This window comes from Staphylococcus lugdunensis (genome assembly GCF_001558775.1).
Classification (GTDB): domain Bacteria; phylum Bacillota; class Bacilli; order Staphylococcales; family Staphylococcaceae; genus Staphylococcus; species Staphylococcus lugdunensis.
Map to the genome: position 1 here is coordinate 2,124,325 of NZ_CP014022.1, position 18,689 is coordinate 2,143,013.

At 34.7% G+C, this 18,689-nt stretch carries 17 protein-coding genes; 9 read left to right on the plus strand and 8 right to left on the minus strand.

Annotated elements, in window-relative coordinates; translation table 11 throughout:
• Window positions 1-94: 94 nt before the first annotated feature.
• Genes efeO through AL499_RS09880 form a run of 3 tightly spaced genes read left to right on the plus strand, consistent with a single transcriptional unit; the run spans window position 95 to window position 3,886 of the window.
• Window positions 95-949: an iron uptake system protein EfeO gene (efeO, locus tag AL499_RS09870; protein ID WP_002478755.1), complete on the plus strand. Its 855-nt coding sequence runs from the start codon at window positions 95-97 to the stop codon at window positions 947-949.
• Window positions 946-2,175: an iron uptake transporter deferrochelatase/peroxidase subunit gene (gene efeB / locus AL499_RS09875; RefSeq protein WP_002492294.1), complete on the plus strand. Its 1,230-nt coding sequence runs from the start codon at window positions 946-948 to the stop codon at window positions 2,173-2,175. Before efeO ends, efeB begins: the two co-directional genes overlap by 4 nt.
• Window positions 2,156-3,886, plus strand: coding sequence for an FTR1 family protein (locus AL499_RS09880; RefSeq protein WP_002492212.1), 1,731 nt, complete (start codon window positions 2,156-2,158; stop codon window positions 3,884-3,886). The genes efeB and AL499_RS09880 overlap by 20 nt, the downstream gene beginning before the upstream one ends.
• A gap of 299 nt (window positions 3,887-4,185) precedes the next feature.
• Here AL499_RS09880 and tatC read toward each other — a convergent pair whose 3' ends face one another.
• Both tatC and tatA read right to left on the minus strand, forming a co-directional pair.
• On the minus strand, window positions 4,186-4,872 hold the full coding sequence (gene tatC / locus AL499_RS09885) for a twin-arginine translocase subunit TatC (protein WP_172412351.1): 687 nt from the start codon (window positions 4,870-4,872) through the stop codon (window positions 4,186-4,188).
• A gap of 10 nt (window positions 4,873-4,882) precedes the next feature.
• Window positions 4,883-5,107, minus strand: coding sequence for a twin-arginine translocase TatA/TatE family subunit (gene tatA / locus AL499_RS09890; protein ID WP_002460193.1), 225 nt, complete (start codon window positions 5,105-5,107; stop codon window positions 4,883-4,885).
• A gap of 143 nt (window positions 5,108-5,250) precedes the next feature.
• Here tatA and AL499_RS09895 point away from each other — a divergent pair, with 143 nt between their 5' ends.
• Window positions 5,251-5,778 carry a GNAT family N-acetyltransferase gene (locus AL499_RS09895; protein ID WP_002460192.1) on the plus strand — a complete coding sequence of 176 codons (528 nt, stop codon included), beginning with the start codon at window positions 5,251-5,253 and terminating at the stop codon, window positions 5,776-5,778.
• Between the two features lie 292 nt (window positions 5,779-6,070).
• The gene (locus AL499_RS09900; protein ID WP_002492200.1) at window positions 6,071-6,712 is read left to right on the plus strand and encodes a hypothetical protein; all 642 of its coding nucleotides are present in this window, start codon (window positions 6,071-6,073) and stop codon (window positions 6,710-6,712) included.
• A gap of 44 nt (window positions 6,713-6,756) precedes the next feature.
• Here the strand turns inward: AL499_RS09900 and AL499_RS09905 are convergent, their stop codons facing one another.
• Window positions 6,757-8,457, minus strand: coding sequence for a CDP-glycerol glycerophosphotransferase family protein (locus AL499_RS09905; protein ID WP_002492255.1), 1,701 nt, complete (start codon window positions 8,455-8,457; stop codon window positions 6,757-6,759).
• A gap of 292 nt (window positions 8,458-8,749) precedes the next feature.
• On the opposite strand from AL499_RS09905, the gene AL499_RS09910 reads away from it, so the two are divergent.
• Window positions 8,750-10,351: an L-lactate permease gene (locus AL499_RS09910; protein WP_002478763.1), complete on the plus strand. Its 1,602-nt coding sequence runs from the start codon at window positions 8,750-8,752 to the stop codon at window positions 10,349-10,351.
• A gap of 207 nt (window positions 10,352-10,558) precedes the next feature.
• Here the strand turns inward: AL499_RS09910 and AL499_RS09915 are convergent, their stop codons facing one another.
• The gene (locus AL499_RS09915) at window positions 10,559-11,707 is read right to left on the minus strand and encodes a glycosyltransferase family 4 protein (protein WP_002492289.1); all 1,149 of its coding nucleotides are present in this window, start codon (window positions 11,705-11,707) and stop codon (window positions 10,559-10,561) included.
• 299 nt (window positions 11,708-12,006) lie between these two features.
• On the opposite strand from AL499_RS09915, the gene mqo reads away from it, so the two are divergent.
• The gene (gene mqo, locus AL499_RS09920) at window positions 12,007-13,485 is read left to right on the plus strand and encodes a malate dehydrogenase (quinone) (RefSeq protein WP_062248899.1); all 1,479 of its coding nucleotides are present in this window, start codon (window positions 12,007-12,009) and stop codon (window positions 13,483-13,485) included.
• Window positions 13,486-13,581: 96 nt separating this feature from the next.
• On the opposite strand, the gene AL499_RS09925 is transcribed toward mqo, so the two are convergent.
• The 4 genes from AL499_RS09925 to AL499_RS09940 all read right to left on the minus strand — a co-directional run bounded on the left by AL499_RS09925 (window position 13,582) and on the right by AL499_RS09940 (window position 16,802).
• Entirely contained in the window at window positions 13,582-14,040 is a 459-nt protein-coding gene (locus AL499_RS09925) for a DUF3021 domain-containing protein (protein WP_002478765.1), read from the minus strand.
• Window positions 14,037-14,477, minus strand: coding sequence for a LytTR family DNA-binding domain-containing protein (locus AL499_RS09930; RefSeq protein ID WP_002492279.1), 441 nt, complete (start codon window positions 14,475-14,477; stop codon window positions 14,037-14,039). The genes AL499_RS09925 and AL499_RS09930 overlap by 4 nt, the downstream gene beginning before the upstream one ends.
• A 287-nt stretch (window positions 14,478-14,764) precedes the next feature.
• On the minus strand, window positions 14,765-16,135 hold the full coding sequence (locus tag AL499_RS09935) for a sensor histidine kinase (RefSeq protein ID WP_002492213.1): 1,371 nt from the start codon (window positions 16,133-16,135) through the stop codon (window positions 14,765-14,767).
• A complete protein-coding gene (locus AL499_RS09940; RefSeq protein ID WP_002460180.1) occupies window positions 16,128-16,802 on the minus strand; it encodes a response regulator transcription factor in 675 nt (224 codons plus the stop codon). The genes AL499_RS09935 and AL499_RS09940 overlap by 8 nt, the downstream gene beginning before the upstream one ends.
• A 129-nt stretch (window positions 16,803-16,931) precedes the next feature.
• On the opposite strand from AL499_RS09940, the gene AL499_RS09945 reads away from it, so the two are divergent.
• Both AL499_RS09945 and AL499_RS09950 read left to right on the plus strand, forming a co-directional pair.
• Window positions 16,932-17,990 carry an ABC transporter permease gene (locus tag AL499_RS09945; RefSeq protein WP_037540601.1) on the plus strand — a complete coding sequence of 353 codons (1,059 nt, stop codon included), beginning with the start codon at window positions 16,932-16,934 and terminating at the stop codon, window positions 17,988-17,990.
• Window positions 17,987-18,655: an ABC transporter ATP-binding protein gene (locus AL499_RS09950; protein ID WP_002492256.1), complete on the plus strand. Its 669-nt coding sequence runs from the start codon at window positions 17,987-17,989 to the stop codon at window positions 18,653-18,655. Before AL499_RS09945 ends, AL499_RS09950 begins: the two co-directional genes overlap by 4 nt.
• Window positions 18,656-18,689: the final 34 nt, after the last annotated feature.

An 18,689-nucleotide genomic window follows, 5' to 3' on the forward strand; every position in this document is an offset into this window, starting at 1 on the left:
TATTAAATAAGCAAATCTTAGCATTAGTTATTCTCATTTAGAACGGTTGTACAATGGTTTGATGATTGTTCATAACATACTTGAGGTGATTATTTTGAAAAAACTACCAACAATATTATTAGCTTCGTCATTACTATTAGCAGCATGTGGTAGCCAAGATGGCGGACAGGATTCACATTCTAAAAATAAGAGTAGCAAAAGCAATAACACAGCAGAGTTGAAAAAAGCTACTAAAGAATATGAAAAGTATACAGACAAACAATTAGATAAGTTTTTAAAAGGGACAACAGATTTTGTTAATGCGGTGAAGAATGATGATATGGAAAAAGCAAAATCGCTATATCCTAAAGTACGTATGTATTATGAACGTTCAGAACCTGTAGCAGAAGCTTTTGGTGATTTAGATCCGAAAATCGATGCACGTCTCGCTGATATGAAAGAAGAGAAAAAGGAAGATAAATGGACGGGTTATCATAAGATTGAAAGATCGTTATACCAAGATAATAAAATTGATGCAACAACGAAAAAAGATGCTGATCAATTGTTGAAAGATGCCAAAGAGTTAGATGCCAAAGCAGACACATTAAAAATCACACCTAAATTAATGTTACAAGGATCTGTGGATTTACTTAATGAAGTATCAACATCTAAAATCACTGGTGAAGAAGAAATTTATTCTCATACTGACTTATATGACTTCAAAGCCAACATTGAAGGTGCACAAAAAATTTATACACTATTTAAACCAGAATTAAATAAAAAAGATAAAAAGTTATCAGCAGATATTCAAAAGAACTTTGATAAAGTGAACAAACTGTTAGACAAATATAAAGACGGTGACGGCTATAAACCATATGGTGATGTTTCTAAAGCAGATAGAAAAGCGTTAGCAGATGCAGTGAATGCATTAGGGGAACCGTTGAGTAAAATGGCCGTGATTACAGAATGAGTAATCATGACGAACAACAAAAAGGACAAGTCTCAAGACGTTCCTTCTTAAAAATGTTAGGAATTGGTGGCGCGGGTGTCGTCATCGGCGCAAGTGGTGCAGGTAGTGTATTTTCATTTAAGTCAATGTTTGATACGCCAGAAGATAAAGAGAAAGATGCTTTTGAATTCTATGGCAAGGTTCAAGCTGGTATAACAACGCCAACACAAAAGACATGTAATTTTGTAGCATTGGAACTTAAATCTCGTGATAAAGCAGAAATTAAGAAAATGTTTCAAAAATGGACGGATATGACGGTAAGTCTAACTGAAGGCGAACCAGTTGAAAAGGATAGAAGTCATAATACATTGTTACCTCCAGCAGATACAGGTGAATCGATTGGCTTAGGTGCAAGTAAGTTAACAATCACGTACGGTGTTAGTAAATCATTTTTAAAGAAAGTAGGTCTATCATCTAAGATACCTAAAGACTTTAAAGATTTACCTCATTTTGCAAATGATCAATTGGAAGATGAGTATAGTGATGGTGATATCATGATTCAAGCTTGCTCTAATGATTCACAAGTGACATTCCATGCGGTACATAATCTAATTCGTCCGTTTAGAGACTTAGTTAAAGTGAAATGGTCACAAACTGGTTTTGTTTCCGGAAAATTAGATGAAACACCAAGAAACTTAATGGCATTTAAAGATGGTACAGTCAATCCACGTAAAAGTGATGAATATAAAAACTATGTCTTTATTGATGATGGTTGGGCAAAGCATGGAACTTATTGCATTATTCGCCGTATTCAAATTCACATTGAAACATGGGACCGTACAGCTTTAGAAGAACAAGAAGCGACATTTGGTCGTAAACGTAGTTCAGGTGCACCATTAACTGGGAAAAAAGAATTTGATGAGCTTGATTTAGACGCAAAAGATAGTTCAGGTGAGTATGTGATTCCTAAAGATGCACATGCACGTTTGGCACATGAAGCTAAGACGTCCATCAAACGTCGTGCATATAATTATTTAGGCGGTACGAATGAAAAAACAGGTGCATTAGAAACAGGTTTAATGTTTATATGTTTCCAAAAATCACCACAACAGTTTATTGATATTCAAAACCATCTAGGTCATCAGGATAAGCTAAATGAGTATATTACACATCGAGGATCGGCTACATTTTTAGTGTTGCCTGGTGTGAAAAAAGGAGGCTACCTTGGTGAAACGTTATTTAATTAAGGTTGTTATTCTTTTAGCTATACTCACAATGGCTTTCCGGATTGCGCCTATGCCTTCAGCGGCTGCAGATAAGCCATCGATTAGTGATGTCTATGTTTCTATTACGGATGCTAAATCAATTTTAGAAGACAAATCAAAAAGTGATAAAGATAAAAAGCAAGCGATTAAAGATATTGAAAAACAGCTAGATACATTAAAAATTAAAAATACGAAACAGGGGAAAGATGTTAAGCAGCAATGGCAAGCAGTTAAGAAAACATCATCAACTGAGTCACAAGCAGCAAAATTATCTGAAGTCACAAAATCATTAATTGCTTATGAGAATGCTGAATCTTCTGGAGATGCATCGAAAAAAATTAAAGAATTACAACAACAAGTAGATGCCAAAGACAGTCAGATGCAACAGGCAATTAAGGATAAAGATGAGACAAAGTTACAATCTATAAATAATAGTTTGAATCAGATTTGGACAAGTCATGAAACGGTTATCCGTAACTATGATGATTCAAAATATGGTCAAATCGAAGTGAACTTGATGCAGTTACGTGTGGCAGTTCAAAAAGAACCTTTAGATATCAATAAAGTTAAAAATGCTTGGACAACTTTTAAAACAAGCATTGACCAAGTTGATCAAAAACAATCAAATCAAAGTTCAGATAAGTATAATGTGACACAATTAAATGATGAATTGGATAAAGCCATTAAAGGTATTGAAAATAATCAATTGAAACAAACAGACGATGCTTTAAGTAAATTCATTCAAATTTGGCCTTACGTAGAAGGTAAAATTCAAACGAAAAATGCGTCACTCTATACAACGATAGAAGATAAGATTCCTTATTATCAAAGTATATTAGATGATAGTAATAAAGACCGTGTTAAAGAAGGTCTACAAGATATTAATTCAGACATCAAAGATACGGTCGGCAAAGATAGTTATTCCTTTGTTGATGTCATGATTATTTTCTTGCGTGAAGGTCTTGAAGTATTACTTATCATTATGACATTGACAACAATGACACGTAATGTGAAAGATACGAAAGGTACAGCAAGTGTTCTAGGTGGTGCGATGCTTGGTTTAATTCTAAGTCTTGCCTTAGCCGTTGTCTTTATTCAAACTTTAGGTAATAATGGTTTGTTACGTGAAGGTATGGAAGCGACGTTAGGCATTATTGCCGTCGTCTTGATGTATATTGTAGGTATTTGGATGCATCGCCGTTCAAGTGCAAAACGTTGGAATGACTTAATTCAGTCCATGTATCAAAATGCAATTAGCAACGGCAACCTAGTATTGTTAGGTACGATTGGTTTAATTTCAGTGCTTAGAGAAGGTGTAGAAGTTATTATCTTCTATATGGGTATGATAGGCAGTATCCAGACAATAGACTTTGTGATTGGCATTGCCTTAGCCATTGTAATCCTTATTATCTTCGCATTGTTATTTAGATTTATTGTTAAACTGATACCAATTTATTACATTTTCAGAGTGCTTTCTATATTTATTTTCTTAATGGCGTTCAAAATGTTAGGTGTTAGTATTCAAAAACTTCAATTACTTGGTACATTACCGCAACATAGTATTGAGGGCTTACCAACTATAAGCGTAATCGGATTCTATCCAAGCTTTGAAACGATTGGCGCGCAAATCATTTACATTATTTTAGTCATTGTGTTTATGAGAACACAACGTCAGCAAACGCAAACGACATAAATAAAACATATTAAGATGAGCTGTGAAGAAGATCTATAACAATCGGTTTCTTCACAGCTATTTTTATAGATAGAAAGGCATGGCTATAGTTATAACAGATTAAAGTTTAAAGTACTGGTAGGGTTTCCGCTATCTCATTGATATGGTAAGAAACATCATTTAAAGGTATTAAAACTGAAGAGGCTGAAGCTGTTTCCTTAGCCAAAGAGATAATCATACGAAAAGAAGCACAAAGACGATTTTTTAAAATTCAAATCATCTTTGTGCTAATATTTTGGGATTGTTGTCCCGGCCTAATTTTAATTGCTATGTGTGATTTTAGCAATAAACATACTAAATTCAAACAATAGAATGATAGGTAATGTCAATAATAAATTGAGTGTGATATCTGGAGGTGCGATAATACTTGCGGCAACAAAACAACCGAAATAAATATATTTGCGGTATTTGCCCAATTGATGTACATCAATTAAATCAAAACGTGCCAGTCCCATAAATAACGTCGGTAACTGAAAGAGGATACCAAAGACAAACAACCAACGAATGAGTTCGCCTAAATATGACTTAAAGCCGATAGTTGGGTCAATATGTAGCATTTCCGATAAATTCAGTGAAAAATTAATAACTAAAGGAAATCCGATATAGAATGCGAATAATACGCCTAGAATAAACAACCCTGCACACCATATACTATAGCGATAAATAAATAGACGTTCATTTTGATGTAATCCTGGCGCAATAAATGCCCATAGTTGATAAAAAACGAATGGCACTATTAAGCATAGTGCCACAAAGAAGATAATCATGACATAAATTTGTATCATTTCAGTAAATGAGAAGGCGTGTAACGTTACATTTGCGCGCTTGATATAGTTGATAAATGGATTTATCCACCAATGTGATGATGCGTATACAATGATGGTAGATACCAAAAATGCAATGATTATCTTGACGAAGCGTCTGCGCAATTCATCAATGTGTTCCAGCAGGGTATAATTACTTAGGTTGCTCTCGTTGTGATTTGGACTCTTTACTGGGAGTATCAAGTGAATGATCTTCATCTAAGTGTTCGGCTGCTGACTTAAATTCTCGTAATGTACTGCCAATAGCTTTACCGAACTGGGGTAATTTCTTAGGACCGAAAATAATTAATGCGATTATACTAATAATAACTAAACTTGTAGGACCGGTAATACCTACTGCAAAAATGTTTGGTAACATAGTTAAAACCTCACTCCAAATGGATTATTCATTTCAATTATAACTTTATACTCATTGATAAAGATTATCAATGATAAATTTGTGTTATCTTAAATTTAATGGTCTTATGTGGGAGAATCTAACCATTTTAAAGGGAGTTGATCATGATGACAAAGGAAACTATCACTGCAGTACAAGCTTCAGAAATTGAAGATTTACAAGCAATTGCGCAACGCACATTTCATGCTACATTTGAAGGGTCTTATTCAGAAGCTGATTTTTCACAATTTTTTGCAGAGAATTACAATTTAGATATTTTAACGACAGAATTTCACAACCCCGAATCATTTCATTACTTTTATAAAGTCAAAGGACAAATTGTGGGATATTTAAAATTAAATATCGATGCTGCCCAAACGGAAGCTAAGGGTCCAGCATATTTAGAAATACAACGCATTTACTTTGATAAAGCATATCAAGGTGGAGGTAGAGGGAAAAAGTTTATTCAACTGGCTCTCAATAAGGCGTTGGAATATCAAAAGACAAAGGTATGGCTAGGCGTATGGGAACATAATCCTCAAGCCTTAGCATTTTATAAGACATGTGGTTTTAAAGTAACTGGACAACATGAATTTAAGACGGGAGATGTCATTGATATCGATTTAATTATGGAACGCAGCGTGGCGGATTAATTTTTAAAGGTTTAGTAGCGTCTAGTGCATCATCATATTTAAAGCTATGAACTAAATATTGGCAGTAGTTGACAGCATTGAAAATATGCTGATACCAAGCTGTTTTTCAATTCTAGTCAATTGTGCCGGAACGGGACTACAAATTCATAATGAATTCTGTCACTTTCTTTAATTTGTACGAAATTTGTAAATAAAAAACTTAAAAATTAACATAAAATTAGTATTTTTAATGTATAGTATAAGTATCAAGCATGTCATAATGCTTAGACGATAAGATAATGGAGGAGTTATAATGAAAAGATTATTAGCAAGTATATTGATTCTATCTTTATCTTTAGCGGCCTGTTCGCATGATGATGGCAACAGTAATAAGGAAGATACTAACAAATCAGAACAACATGATAGCCAAAAAACAGATAAAAACAAACAAAAAGATAAGAAAGATAAGAAATCAAATGTTCAAAAAGATGACGATGAGCAAGCAACGAATGACTCAAAAGACAACAGCTCAGAGAAAAACAGCAACAAGCAAAATAATGCTTCTCAATCGCAGTCTGGTGCTCAACAAGGTCAAGCAATAAATCAGAACAACCAAGCTAATAATAACAAAGGACAATCTCATTATGTTAAGCCATATCAAAGTCCCAATGCAGCTTATGTCTCAAGACAGCTAACAATATTTAACGGTAATGAAAATACAGCTTTAAAACAATTGCCTAACTTCAAAAACGCTTTAACTAAAGCGAATCAAGAAGTAAATAAAATTCACCAAATGCAATGTCAATATAATGATTATGCCATTCAATCTCATAATGGACGCTATGAGTATCTGTTTAGTTTTAAAAATCCTAAACAACAAGGAACTTATACCATTGTATCAGTGAATGGACAAGGTCAACCAAGTATTATTGAACCAGCATATCAACCTAAATAACAGATTACAGCCGACGTTAATAAGAGCGTCGGCTGTAATCTTTTTTAGTTATCAGCGTGTTTCTTATGGAGTTCTTTTAAAATCACGTCCGTAATCTCTGCTAATGCATGATTTGATTTATTGACAAAAGGATGATTGATGGATGGAATGCGCTGTTCAATTAAATCCTCATGTAACAATGCCTCGTCTTTATACCATACGGGTCGAAGTGCGGACAAGACATGTTCATAAATACCACGTTCTTGTTGGTACGTTTCATGTTGTGGTGTAAATAGACATACCTTTTTATCTATGGTTAATGCGTCAAAGATGATAGAGGAATAATCTGTAACAATGATATCGGCGATTAATATTAAATCTTGTGTCTCAATATCTTTAGGCGCACGAATCACACGCTCTGGTAAACTGTAATCTTGTTGTGCTTCAACATGACCTTTGAATATAATATGGTACTGTTGCAATAAATCATCTGTAATTGTCAAATGTTGTTGTACCGTGTCTTTATGCCATGTTGGCGCATATAGAAGTACAGGCTTATCATCAGTGATATGAAGTTTCTTGCTGATGTGTTTGACTTGGGCACGGTCATGACGATGCTGTAGTAAATAGTCTACACGTGGATAACCCACAGGCAAGACGTTAGTCTCTTGATTTGGAAAAGCTGAATTGAAATATGGTACTACAGATGTGGCATCAACGACAAGATAATCTTGTTGAAGCCATTTATTATATTTACGTGCACGATAATTATAGATATTGCTATTTTCATATGGTTCAGCACTATCTAAAAATAAGCGTTTAATGGGTGAACCGTGCCAGAGTTGGATAATTGTACCATTTGGATGATATGTATCTGGCATATAACTTTCAATCACCACAACTTTGGCACTTTCAATCAGTTCTTGTTTGTTTTCTGCAGAAGTAGAAATAAAATTTGGACCTTTACGTTCATCTGTAATGAAATACGTATCCACCATAGGATTGCGCTTTATAAAATGATTGAATAAGTATTTTGAATTACCACGATAACCATGATCAAAGCCTAAGAAAACAACGTGATCTTTAACCTTTAATGTATCCTTTTGATAAAGATAGCTTAATTTTATGTGATTATTGACAGCATGTTGGTGCATCATGTTATATAGCCATTTAGGTAATTTGAATTTTGTCGTTACTAACCAGCTATCGGCAAAGCGCATTTTACTACTATCATCTTTATATTGCGGTTGTGGGAACGGGATAGCTTGGTATTGCTGATATGCTAATTTGTTTAATTCAAAATAATTCGTTGAGTTCATTTGCTGATCAGCTAACCAAGTCCAAAATGTCTCGCTTGCCTGCATTGGTTGAGTAAAATCATATGCCACGTGACCATCGACTACGACATCATCAAATAATAATGTCATAAGCGCTAAGTCAAAAATGTTATGAACGACATCCGTGGATAAATGATGCAAAGCGGTTGGAATATGGTAAACAAGGTTAGGATAATGATTAATATTTTGTGACCATGTTTTAAAGTCAACTTGAGCTTGACCAAAATATCGACAATCATTTAAATATTCTCCGTTGATTGTATAATCAACGACGATTGGATGAGGGTGTAAAGTGACAGACTTCAGCATGTCTTGGTGAATTTTAATTTCGTTCGCATAAGGAGCAAAGTGCGTATAGCCGTCAGCTAATGCACTTTCTAGTTGACTCGTTAATTGTTCCATATGAGAAATGTTAATTTGTTTCAGCATGATTTAACCTTCTATCTGTTAGCGATTTTCATTTATTTTACCATGTCAGATTAGATAATTCACTGATATGCGGCTTACAATCCAATAAAACGATAGTTACATATTTCTCGTAAAAAATACAATGCTAATTTTTGGTTTTAAATGCTTATTTTTGTATAGAATTCATTAGAAATAGTATTGTATTATAGGTATAAAGGTGTTATATTTTTATTGTGAAAAACTTCACAAAGGCTAACTGATGAATGCACACGTTGTGTTCATTGTAAATAAACTACAGAAAGAGGAGTCATGTATGTTAGTTCAATCTTTTAATCCTTTTGATAACTTATTGTTATCAAGCATTGTTGCAGCTATTCCAATTATCTTATTCTTATTATGTCTTACAGTTTTTAAAATGAAAGGGATTTATGCTGCAATCACTACTTTAGTTGTCACTTTGCTTATCGCCATTCCATTCTTTAAACTTCCTGGTGGCATTGCTACTGGTGCCGTAGTAGAAGGTTTCTACCAAGGTATTATTCCAATTGGCTATATTGTAATGATGGCCGTGTTACTTTATAAAATTACACAAGAATCTGGTCAATTCCAAACAATTCAAGATAGCATTACAAGCATTTCACAAGACCAACGTATTCAATTATTATTGATTGGTTTTTCATTTAATGCCTTTTTAGAAGGGGCAGCAGGCTTTGGTGTACCAATTGCAATTTGTGCCTTATTACTTACTCAATTAGGTTTCAGACCTTTACAAGCTGCGATGTTGTGTTTGGTAGCCAATGCAGCGTCTGGTGCATTTGGTGCCATCGGAATTCCAGTAGGTATTGTTGATACATTACACTTGCCTGGACATGTTACAGCTATGGGTGTATCTCAAACATCTACGTTAACTTTAGCCATCATTAACTTCTTTATTCCATTCTTATTAATTGCGATTATCGATGGCTTCAAAGGTATTAAAGAAACTTTACCAGCTATATTAGTAGTATCTATTACGTATACAGTCTTACAAGGTTTACTTACTGTATTCAACGGTCCAGAATTAGCTGACATTGTACCACCATTAGCATCAATGGGTGCATTAGCTTTATTCTCTAGAAAATTCCAACCTAAAAATATCTTTAGAGTTCAAAAAGATGTTAAACCTGAACCAACAAAACATCTTACAGCGAAACAAGTATTATATGCTTGGAGTCCTTTCATTATCTTAACTGTGATTGTGATGGTTTGGAGTTCACCTTCATTCAAAGGATTATTCTTGCCAAAAGGTAAACTCTCATCACTCGTGTTAAACTTCAGTTTACCTGGTACGTTTAGTGATATTGCACACAAACCAATCATGTTATCATTTAACTTCATTGGACAAACTGGTACCGCTATTTTAATCACTATTCTGATTACTGTGTTAATGGCTAAAAAAGTTAGCTTTGGTGATGCTGGTCGATTATTTGGTGTAACGTTTAAAGAACTTTGGTTACCTATTTTAACTATATGTTTCATCTTAGCCATTTCTAAAATCACAACATACGGTGGTTTAAGTAGTGCCATGGGTCAAGGTATTGCAAAAGCAGGTAATGTCTTCCCAGTATTGTCTCCAATTCTAGGATGGATTGGTGTATTTATGACTGGTTCAGTTGTAAACAACAACTCGCTATTTGCTCCAATTCAAGCATCTGTAGCACAACAAATTGGCACAAGCGGTTCACTCTTAGTTGCTTCAAATACAGTTGGTGGGGTAGCTGCAAAATTGATTTCTCCTCAATCAATAGCTATTGCCACAGCTGCTGTTAAACAAGTTGGTAAAGAATCTGACTTATTAAAAATGACACTTAAATATAGTATTGGATTATTAATCTTCGTATGTATTTGGACATTCATACTTTCATTAATATTCTAGAAAAGAATTTAATAAATCATTATTTAATCGTTTTTCTGTAAACGATTAAGTACGGCAACCATGACGGAGCGGGACAACGAATTCATTGTGAATTCGCTGTCCCGCTCTCATTTTCTTTGATTATATACAGAATCCATTTTGCTAGTTAATATGATTGCATCTATATATGAATATTTACGCTGTCATAAGCTGTCCTTCAAATACAACTTATCCTTTGAAAATAGCCATAAACGCAGCATACACATGGTCAGCAGTATATTGCTTTAACGTTTGTTGGCCTGCTTCAATCATTGGGGTTAATTTTGTGTAATATTGTGTCGCAATATCAATGTATTTAGCCAATGATCCGGCATCTCCGTAGTCTGCCAAATAACCATTGGTTCCGGCATTGATAATATAAGATGGTCCTAAAGTGTCTTTAAAGCTAATCACAATATTATGCTGTGCCATGGCTTCAAGAATAACCATGCCAAAGCCCTCATTTCTTGATGGGACGACAGTTATTTTACTACGTGATAGTTTCTTATCTAAGTCTTTTGTGGCAGGAAACAATTTTATAATATCATTTAGGTTATACTGTTCTATCATATTGATTAATGCTGCCTTTTCTTTTCCTTCACCGTAGATGTGGATTTGATAACGAATTTGGCGCAAATCATCTTGTATGCGACGTGCAGCTTCTATGAGTAAGTCATATCCTTTTTCATAGTCTAAGCGACCAGCGCTAATAATGATGTTTTGTTTTTGGGCTCCAATGAAACGATGATTAATAATATTAGGAACTATGTAAACTGGCGTTTGGATGCGTTGTTGATAGGCGAATTGATCACTATCAGTTAATGTTGTTACGGCATCTAAACCTTGATAAGCACGTATTATTTGGTGCTGATAACGTGTTGGATGTGCGTCGAAGTTCATATGTTCCATTCCAATAGTAAAGACATTTTTAGGAGCGAATTGTGCCACGAGTATGTTATAACTGGCACGTGTTCCGACTAATACATCAGTTGCGGTTTGCTTAATGCAGGCAATGATTTTCTTTTCAATAAAACTAGATAATTGATTAAGTCCTGGTTCATATTTAGATATTTTTTTAGGCTTTAGTAATGGCGTGAATTTACGGATACGATTTGCGATAATACCACTTATATTTTGTGGTTTGAGACGATAATCGACAAGGTCTATCACCTTAATGTTATTGTTCAACGCAAAATAAGGTGTGTCGGCTGCACGCAGAACTGAGACAATCGTAACGTCATGGCCGCGCTCTGCTAAAGTATTTGCCAATTGAGAAACTGCTTTAACTGTGCCACCTAAGGCATAAATATTGTGCATTAAAAAAGTAAAAGACTTCATAAAAATTGCCCTCTTTAGTGAAATAGTTTATAAAAATTATATCATGTCTAAACATATGCTGGAAATAACTTAGCAAGCACAATGCACAAAATATTATGAATAATTGAAAATATTTGAACAAATATACTTGTTTAAGCTTTTTTCATAGTTCATTTATGTATATAATTGAGTTAGTCATTATAATTAAGAAAAAGCACCTAAATAAGGTGAATTTTTTAACATTAATTAAGAAAGCGCTTTAAAACAAGCGTTTGTTTGTCAGTCTTAGTTGTGAAACGATAAAGGGGGAAGTGTTTGTTATGAATCAAGCACCTAGCAAGACAGATGTTATCTTAATTGGTGGAGGAATTATGAGTGCGACATTAGGTACGCTTATTACCGAGCTCTCACCAGATAAAGACGTTAAATTATTTGAGAAGTTAGCACAACCGGGGGAAGAAAGTTCAAATGTATGGAATAATGCTGGCACAGGGCACTCAGCATTATGTGAACTGAATTATACGAAAGAAGGACAAAACGGCGACATTGATTGTACGAAAGCAATCAAGATTAACGAACAGTTTCAAATATCTAAACAGTTTTGGGCTTACCTTGTGCGTACTGGCCATTTAACAGAGCCAGGAGACTTCATTCAAGCTGTACCACATATGAGCTTTGTCAAAGGCGTGAATAATGTGAGGTTTTTGAAAAATCGTGTTAAAGCGCTACAGAAGAACGTATTATTTGAAAAAATGGTTTATACAGAAGACAAAGAAAAAATTACCGAATGGGTACCGTTAATGATGGCAGGAAGAACATCTCATGTGCCTATTGCCTTAACACGAGATGAAACAGGTACGGATGTGAATTTTGGTACATTAACTAAGAAGTTGATTGCACAGTTGAAAACAAAAGATGTGGATGTTCATTATCAGCATGAAGTTCAAGATTTAGCACAATTAGATAATAGGGCTTGGCTGGTGACTATTAAAGATTTAGCAACAAATCATATTACAACGTATGAGTCACGTTTTGTCTTTATAGGCGCAGGTGGTGCCAGCTTGCCATTATTACAAAAGACTGGAATTAAGGCTTCTAAACATATAGGTGGCTTTCCAGTAAGTGGTCTCTTCTTAAGATGTACCAATCCAGATGTCATTCAACAGCATCATGCCAAAGTGTATGGTAAGGCAGAGATTGGTGCGCCACCTATGTCAGTACCTCATTTAGACACGCGTTTTGTTAATGGAGAACGCGCGCTATTATTTGGCCCATTTGCTGGATTTTCACCTAAATTTTTAAAAACAGGGTCAAATTTGGATTTAATTAAATCAGTTAAACCTAATAACTTAGTCACGATGTTATCAGCTGGTATTAAAGAAATAGGGTTAACAAAGTATTTAGTTTCGCAGTTAATGTTATCAAATGAAGCTCGTATGAATGATTTACGTGTCTTTGTACCGAATGCGCAAGACGAAGACTGGGAAGTCATTACGGCTGGGCAACGTGTACAAGTGATTAAAGATACTGAACAAAGTAAAGGAAATTTACAGTTTGGGACAGAAGTGATTACAAGTGATGATGGCACGTTAGCAGCATTACTTGGTGCATCTCCAGGGGCATCTACTGCAGTTGATATCATGTTTGATGTATTACAACGTTGCTATAGAGATGAGTTTGAAGATTGGATGCCTAAAATAAAAGAAATGGTACCATCATTTGGCTTAAAGTTATCAGAGCATGAAGATGTTTATCATGCAGTAAATAAAGAAATACAAAAACACCTGCATGTGCAATAATATAACCAAATAGGCTAGGACATCAATATCTTTGACAAGATGAAGCAGGCAATTTCCATTGAAACTTAATAGAAATTGCCTGCTTCATTATTTTTATTATTTCAAACGTTGTTGAAGCTGCTGATTGATTTCATTGACGTAACGTCTGTTTTTCAAAAATGATACGACCCAGATGATCATATAGATGATGATAAAGATAATCGTAAATTTAGTAATGTGTGATAAATCTAGGTTGAACCAGCCTGCAAATGTAGCTAAAGGGAGGAACCCAAGATAGCTACAGACGAAATGTGATGCTGTGGCAGTAGTAATACTCCAATCGGTATGCGTGAAAATAAAGTTTGTTGCAAAAAATACCATGCCGATCAGCAGCCAAATAATAATAGATAACAACATGACAGTAGGTCCATTGAAGTGTTGATAATAAAGCTGTCCGAATGTTGAATCTGGTGCTAACGGATAGTAGTGTTCACCATTTGATATCATGCTAAATATGATGGATAGTGATAGGCCAATAATAAGACTAATAAATAAGCTTTTAGAAAGTGATGTCATATTGATAATCGCTCCTTGATAGATTTTAAATAGCGCCGTGAAGAATAGGTATAATCACAGCTTTCTAAATACATGCGGATTAAGCCGTTGGGTTCTAATTGTAGTTTTATAATTTTATCGATATTCACAATTTCTGATTTTGAAATTCTGATAAAGTTTGAGGTTAACATGTTTTCTAGCTGATATAATCGTTCTTTCACAACATATGTTGTATGGTCTTTAACTGCTGTTACCGTTTTATGCTGAGTGCGAAATGTGGTGATATCTGTGATAGCCAGACGATAGATATCTTCATCATGACGAGCAGTGAGATATTTTGGTTGTGATAATTGGTTCACTGTGTCAATAACAGTTTGAGTGTCGTTATCTAATATAGGCGAATGCACAGCCACATATTGTTCAGTTTCCTTTGGACTAATAAATAATTTTAATTTCATGGCGACTCCTTTCTTTAGCTCTATTTAAGCATGAAATCATATTTGAAGAAATAGCTTATCGCTATGTGGTTATGATTCAGTGATAAGCGGTAAAATAGGGCTGATGATATATATTTAGGCACTATAAAATCACTTGAATCTGAAATATATTACATCATGCTTTAAAAATAAAAATGATACTTTCTATGGAAATAAAACTAGAAAGTACCATTTTTATTGTTTAACTAATATATGTTGCTAGCAGCAATTTTATTTTTAAAATATAACAATTGATCATAGAACATTGCTTACGGTTTGAAAGGGAGTATGACTGTAAATTGTGTTCCAATAAGATTGTTACTCTCTACTTCAATGTGACCATGGTGAAGCTGAACAATTGCTTGAGTAATTGATAATCCCAGTCCATTACTTGTGTCATTTGAATTTACTTTATAGAAGCGGTCGAAGATGTGCAACTGTGCTTCTTTAGTCATCGGCTGACCATCATTTTGTATCGTAAAATGAACGTGATTGTTTCGATGTTGAAGTTTGATATTAATTGCACCTTCATTATTAGTATATTTGATCGCATTGCGCAGTAAATTTTCAAAGGCTTGATGCATTAATCGCTCATTACCTAACAGGCTTGAAGGTAGTAATTCAGCGTATACGATAATATTTTTACGTTCAATTAAATATTGTTCATGGCGAATCAAGTCTTGGAGTAATAGATCTAACTGTATCGTTGAATTCAATTGAATATGACTTGCATTGTCAAGTTCTGAAAGTATTAACAACTCTCTAGTTAAGTCACTTAAGCGTGAAGTTATGGTGAATAAATCATTGATAATTGTTTGTTGTGTCGCTTTATCGTCGCTTGCTTGTAGTTGTGTTAATGCGTGATGAATGTGAGTTAAAGGTGTCTTCATCTCATGAGAGACATTTTGCACGAAGTGTTGACGCATCGCATCAACTTGCTTTAGTGATTGTCGCATCGTATCGAAACGATATTGCAAAATGCCAATTTCATCTGTTCGCGTTTGTTTAATAGGTGTATCAAAATCACCATGCATCAGTCGCTCTGTGGCATATTTTAATGACTGTATAGGTTTAATAATGGCGTATGTTGAAGCGATAATGAGTGAAATTGAAATGATGAGCAACAAAATGATCAGAAGTGCTAAAAAGATTCTAAATTCACTAAATGTTTGTCCAATGTCAGGACGCATAAATACTGCAACATATCCCTCTGAACTTTTAAATCTTACACCGACTGTATTATCTGTTTCATTGTCAAAAAAGCCTGTGACTAACAATTGAAAAGGCTGTTTCGCAATACCATGATAATCATGACCTTGTAGTACACGTTGAATATTGGTTGCTGAGAGGGTATCTTTGCGAAAATCGGCACCATAAAAATGTTTATGACCGTAATTGTCCACCGTCATAATTTGATAATTCATATCAGCAAGATGCTTGAAAAATGATGTTGAAACTTGATGTTGTTGTGCAGCATCAAATTGTCTTGCATCCTTTAACGTTGTCATAATTTTTTGGTCATTTTTAGGCTTTAAATTGAAATGATAGTAGACATTTGATATGAAAAAGCTAAGGATGGCACTTAGTAAAATAACGGTAATGGTATAGATGGCGATTCTTGAATATAAAGATTTAAACATGGGCTTCCACCTTGTATCCTTGGCCACGGACGGTTGTGATTGTCACATTGGCTGCTAATTTTGATAAGCGTTGTCTCAAGCGTTTGATATGGACGTCTAAAGTTCGCTCATCTCCCTCATAATCAAATCCCCACACCTTTTCAATAAGCGTATCTCGTAAAAACACTTGTTTAGGATGACTCGTGAGCATATATAATAATTGGAATTCCTTTTTGGGTAAAGTCATCGTCTTATGATCTACTTGTACTTCCATGTAATTATCATTTAATGTCAGGTTGCCTAGTTGTATAATGTGTTCAGCATTGATTTGATAGCGGCGAAGCACAGCTTTAATTCGAAAAATAAGTTCCTTAATTTCAAATGGCTTTGTGACATAGTCATCTGTACCACTTAAAAAAGCGCGCTCTTTATCTGTAAGTGCATCACGTGCCGTTAACATAATGACTGGTAGATCAAAATCAAGTTTTATTTGCTGGCATAATTCAAACCCGTCCATACCAGCCATCATAATATCAACAATCGCGATATCGACAGTTTGCTGTTCTAAAAATTGTAAGGCCGCTGTACCACTCGGTTTAGTATAAGTATGATAGCCCTCATTGTTTAAATGGGAAGCTACATAATCTAAAATCGTTTGATCGTCATCCACAATAAGACAATTAACCACGCTACACGCTCCTTTTTATTCTTTATTATACGGTGTTAAGTTATTTTGAACAAATGTCATCTAGTTCATATTCAGTTCACATTCCATAGCTATACTCAAACCATCAATTTGAAATGGAAGTGACAGATGATGAAACTTGCTTGGCGAGAAATTACATTTTATAAATTTCGCTATATATTAATTACGCTTATCATTATTTTGTTGGCCAGTATGGTGTTATTTATTACAGGGCTGGCACAAGGATTGGCACGCGAAAATATTTCATTTTTTGAACAACAACATGCACAACATTATGTGATGCAAAAGATGTCACAGCCTCAGTTGGAGAAATCTAATATTTCTGCTCAAGACACATCAAAAGTAAGAACAATATTACAGCAACAACCGACACGTTTAAAGCCACAAGTATTAACTGTTAATCAAGATTCACTTGATGTAATGACGGTTACTACTGATAAGACATTTAAACCACAATTGCAAGCTGGGACCTATCCTAAAAAAGCACACGATATAGCAATCAATAATAAATTGACTGCTAAAGGCATACAGATTGGTGATAAGGTCCATTTTAAAGGTCATTCAACCCACTATCATGTTACAGGTATTTTAGAGAATACGATGTATGCGCATAGCTCAATGTTATGGATGACTCAAGAAGGTTTCGAACAACTGAATAAACAAGCTGCGACTGTGTTCCCAGTGAAAGATTTAAATGAGAAACAACGTTCACAACTTGCAGATGATTCTAAGTTAGAGCTTGTTAAACCAGATACATTGCAAGCAAATATAGCCAGTTATCAGGCAGAACAAGCACCGTTAAATTTAATGGTCATGAGTTTATTTGTCATTACTGCCATTGTGCTAAGTGCGTTCTTTTACGTTATGACGATTCAAAAGATTTCCCAAATTGGTATATTAAAAGCCATTGGTATTAAGACACGTCATTTACTTATAGCACTCATAGGACAAATTATGTTGATTACTTTATTTGGAGTGAGTATTGCGGTTGGTCTGATATGGAGTTTAACATTTGTTATGCCAGTAACAATGCCGTTTTATATTCATTTGACTAACATTTTAGTGATTTTGGGTGGTTTTGTCCTTGTCGCTTTAATCGGTGCGTTATTATCAATGATAAAAGTATTAAAAGTGGATCCTATAGAAGCGATTGGAGGAAATGCATCATGACTTTAAAGGTAGCTAATCTTCGTAAAACATTTGGACAAGGTGAGGCAAAAACACAAGTATTAAAAGGGATAGATTTTGAAATTGCTGACGGTGAGTTCGTTATTTTGAACGGCGCCTCTGGTTCAGGTAAAACTACATTGCTAACAATGCTGGGTGGTTTGTTAACACCAACCGAGGGGACAATTGAAGTGAATGACAAACCATTATTTTCGACACAAAGTCATAATAGTGCATTAAGGTTAACCGATATAGGCTTTATTTTTCAAGCAGCTTATTTAATCCCATATTTAAGTGTCATAGAGCAATTGACATTAGTAGGTAAGGAGGCAGGACAATCTCATAATGATGCCCAACAACGTGCACGTACGTTATTAAGTGATATAGGCTTAGCACATCGGCTGGATGCTTATCCTCATATGCTATCTGGTGGAGAAAAGCAGCGTGTGGCCATTATGCGTGCTTTTATGAATCAACCGAAAATTATTTTAGCAGATGAACCCACAGCAAGTTTAGATGCTAAGCGTGCAGTACAAGTTGTTGATATGATTAAAACACAAATTAAAGGTAACCAAATGATGGGAATAATGATTACCCATGATGAACGCTTATTTGCATATGCTGATAGAGTAATTCAATTATATGACGGTCAAATTGTACCAGGTTAGTCTGAATAGGCTGGGGCATAAATGTTTCTGACAT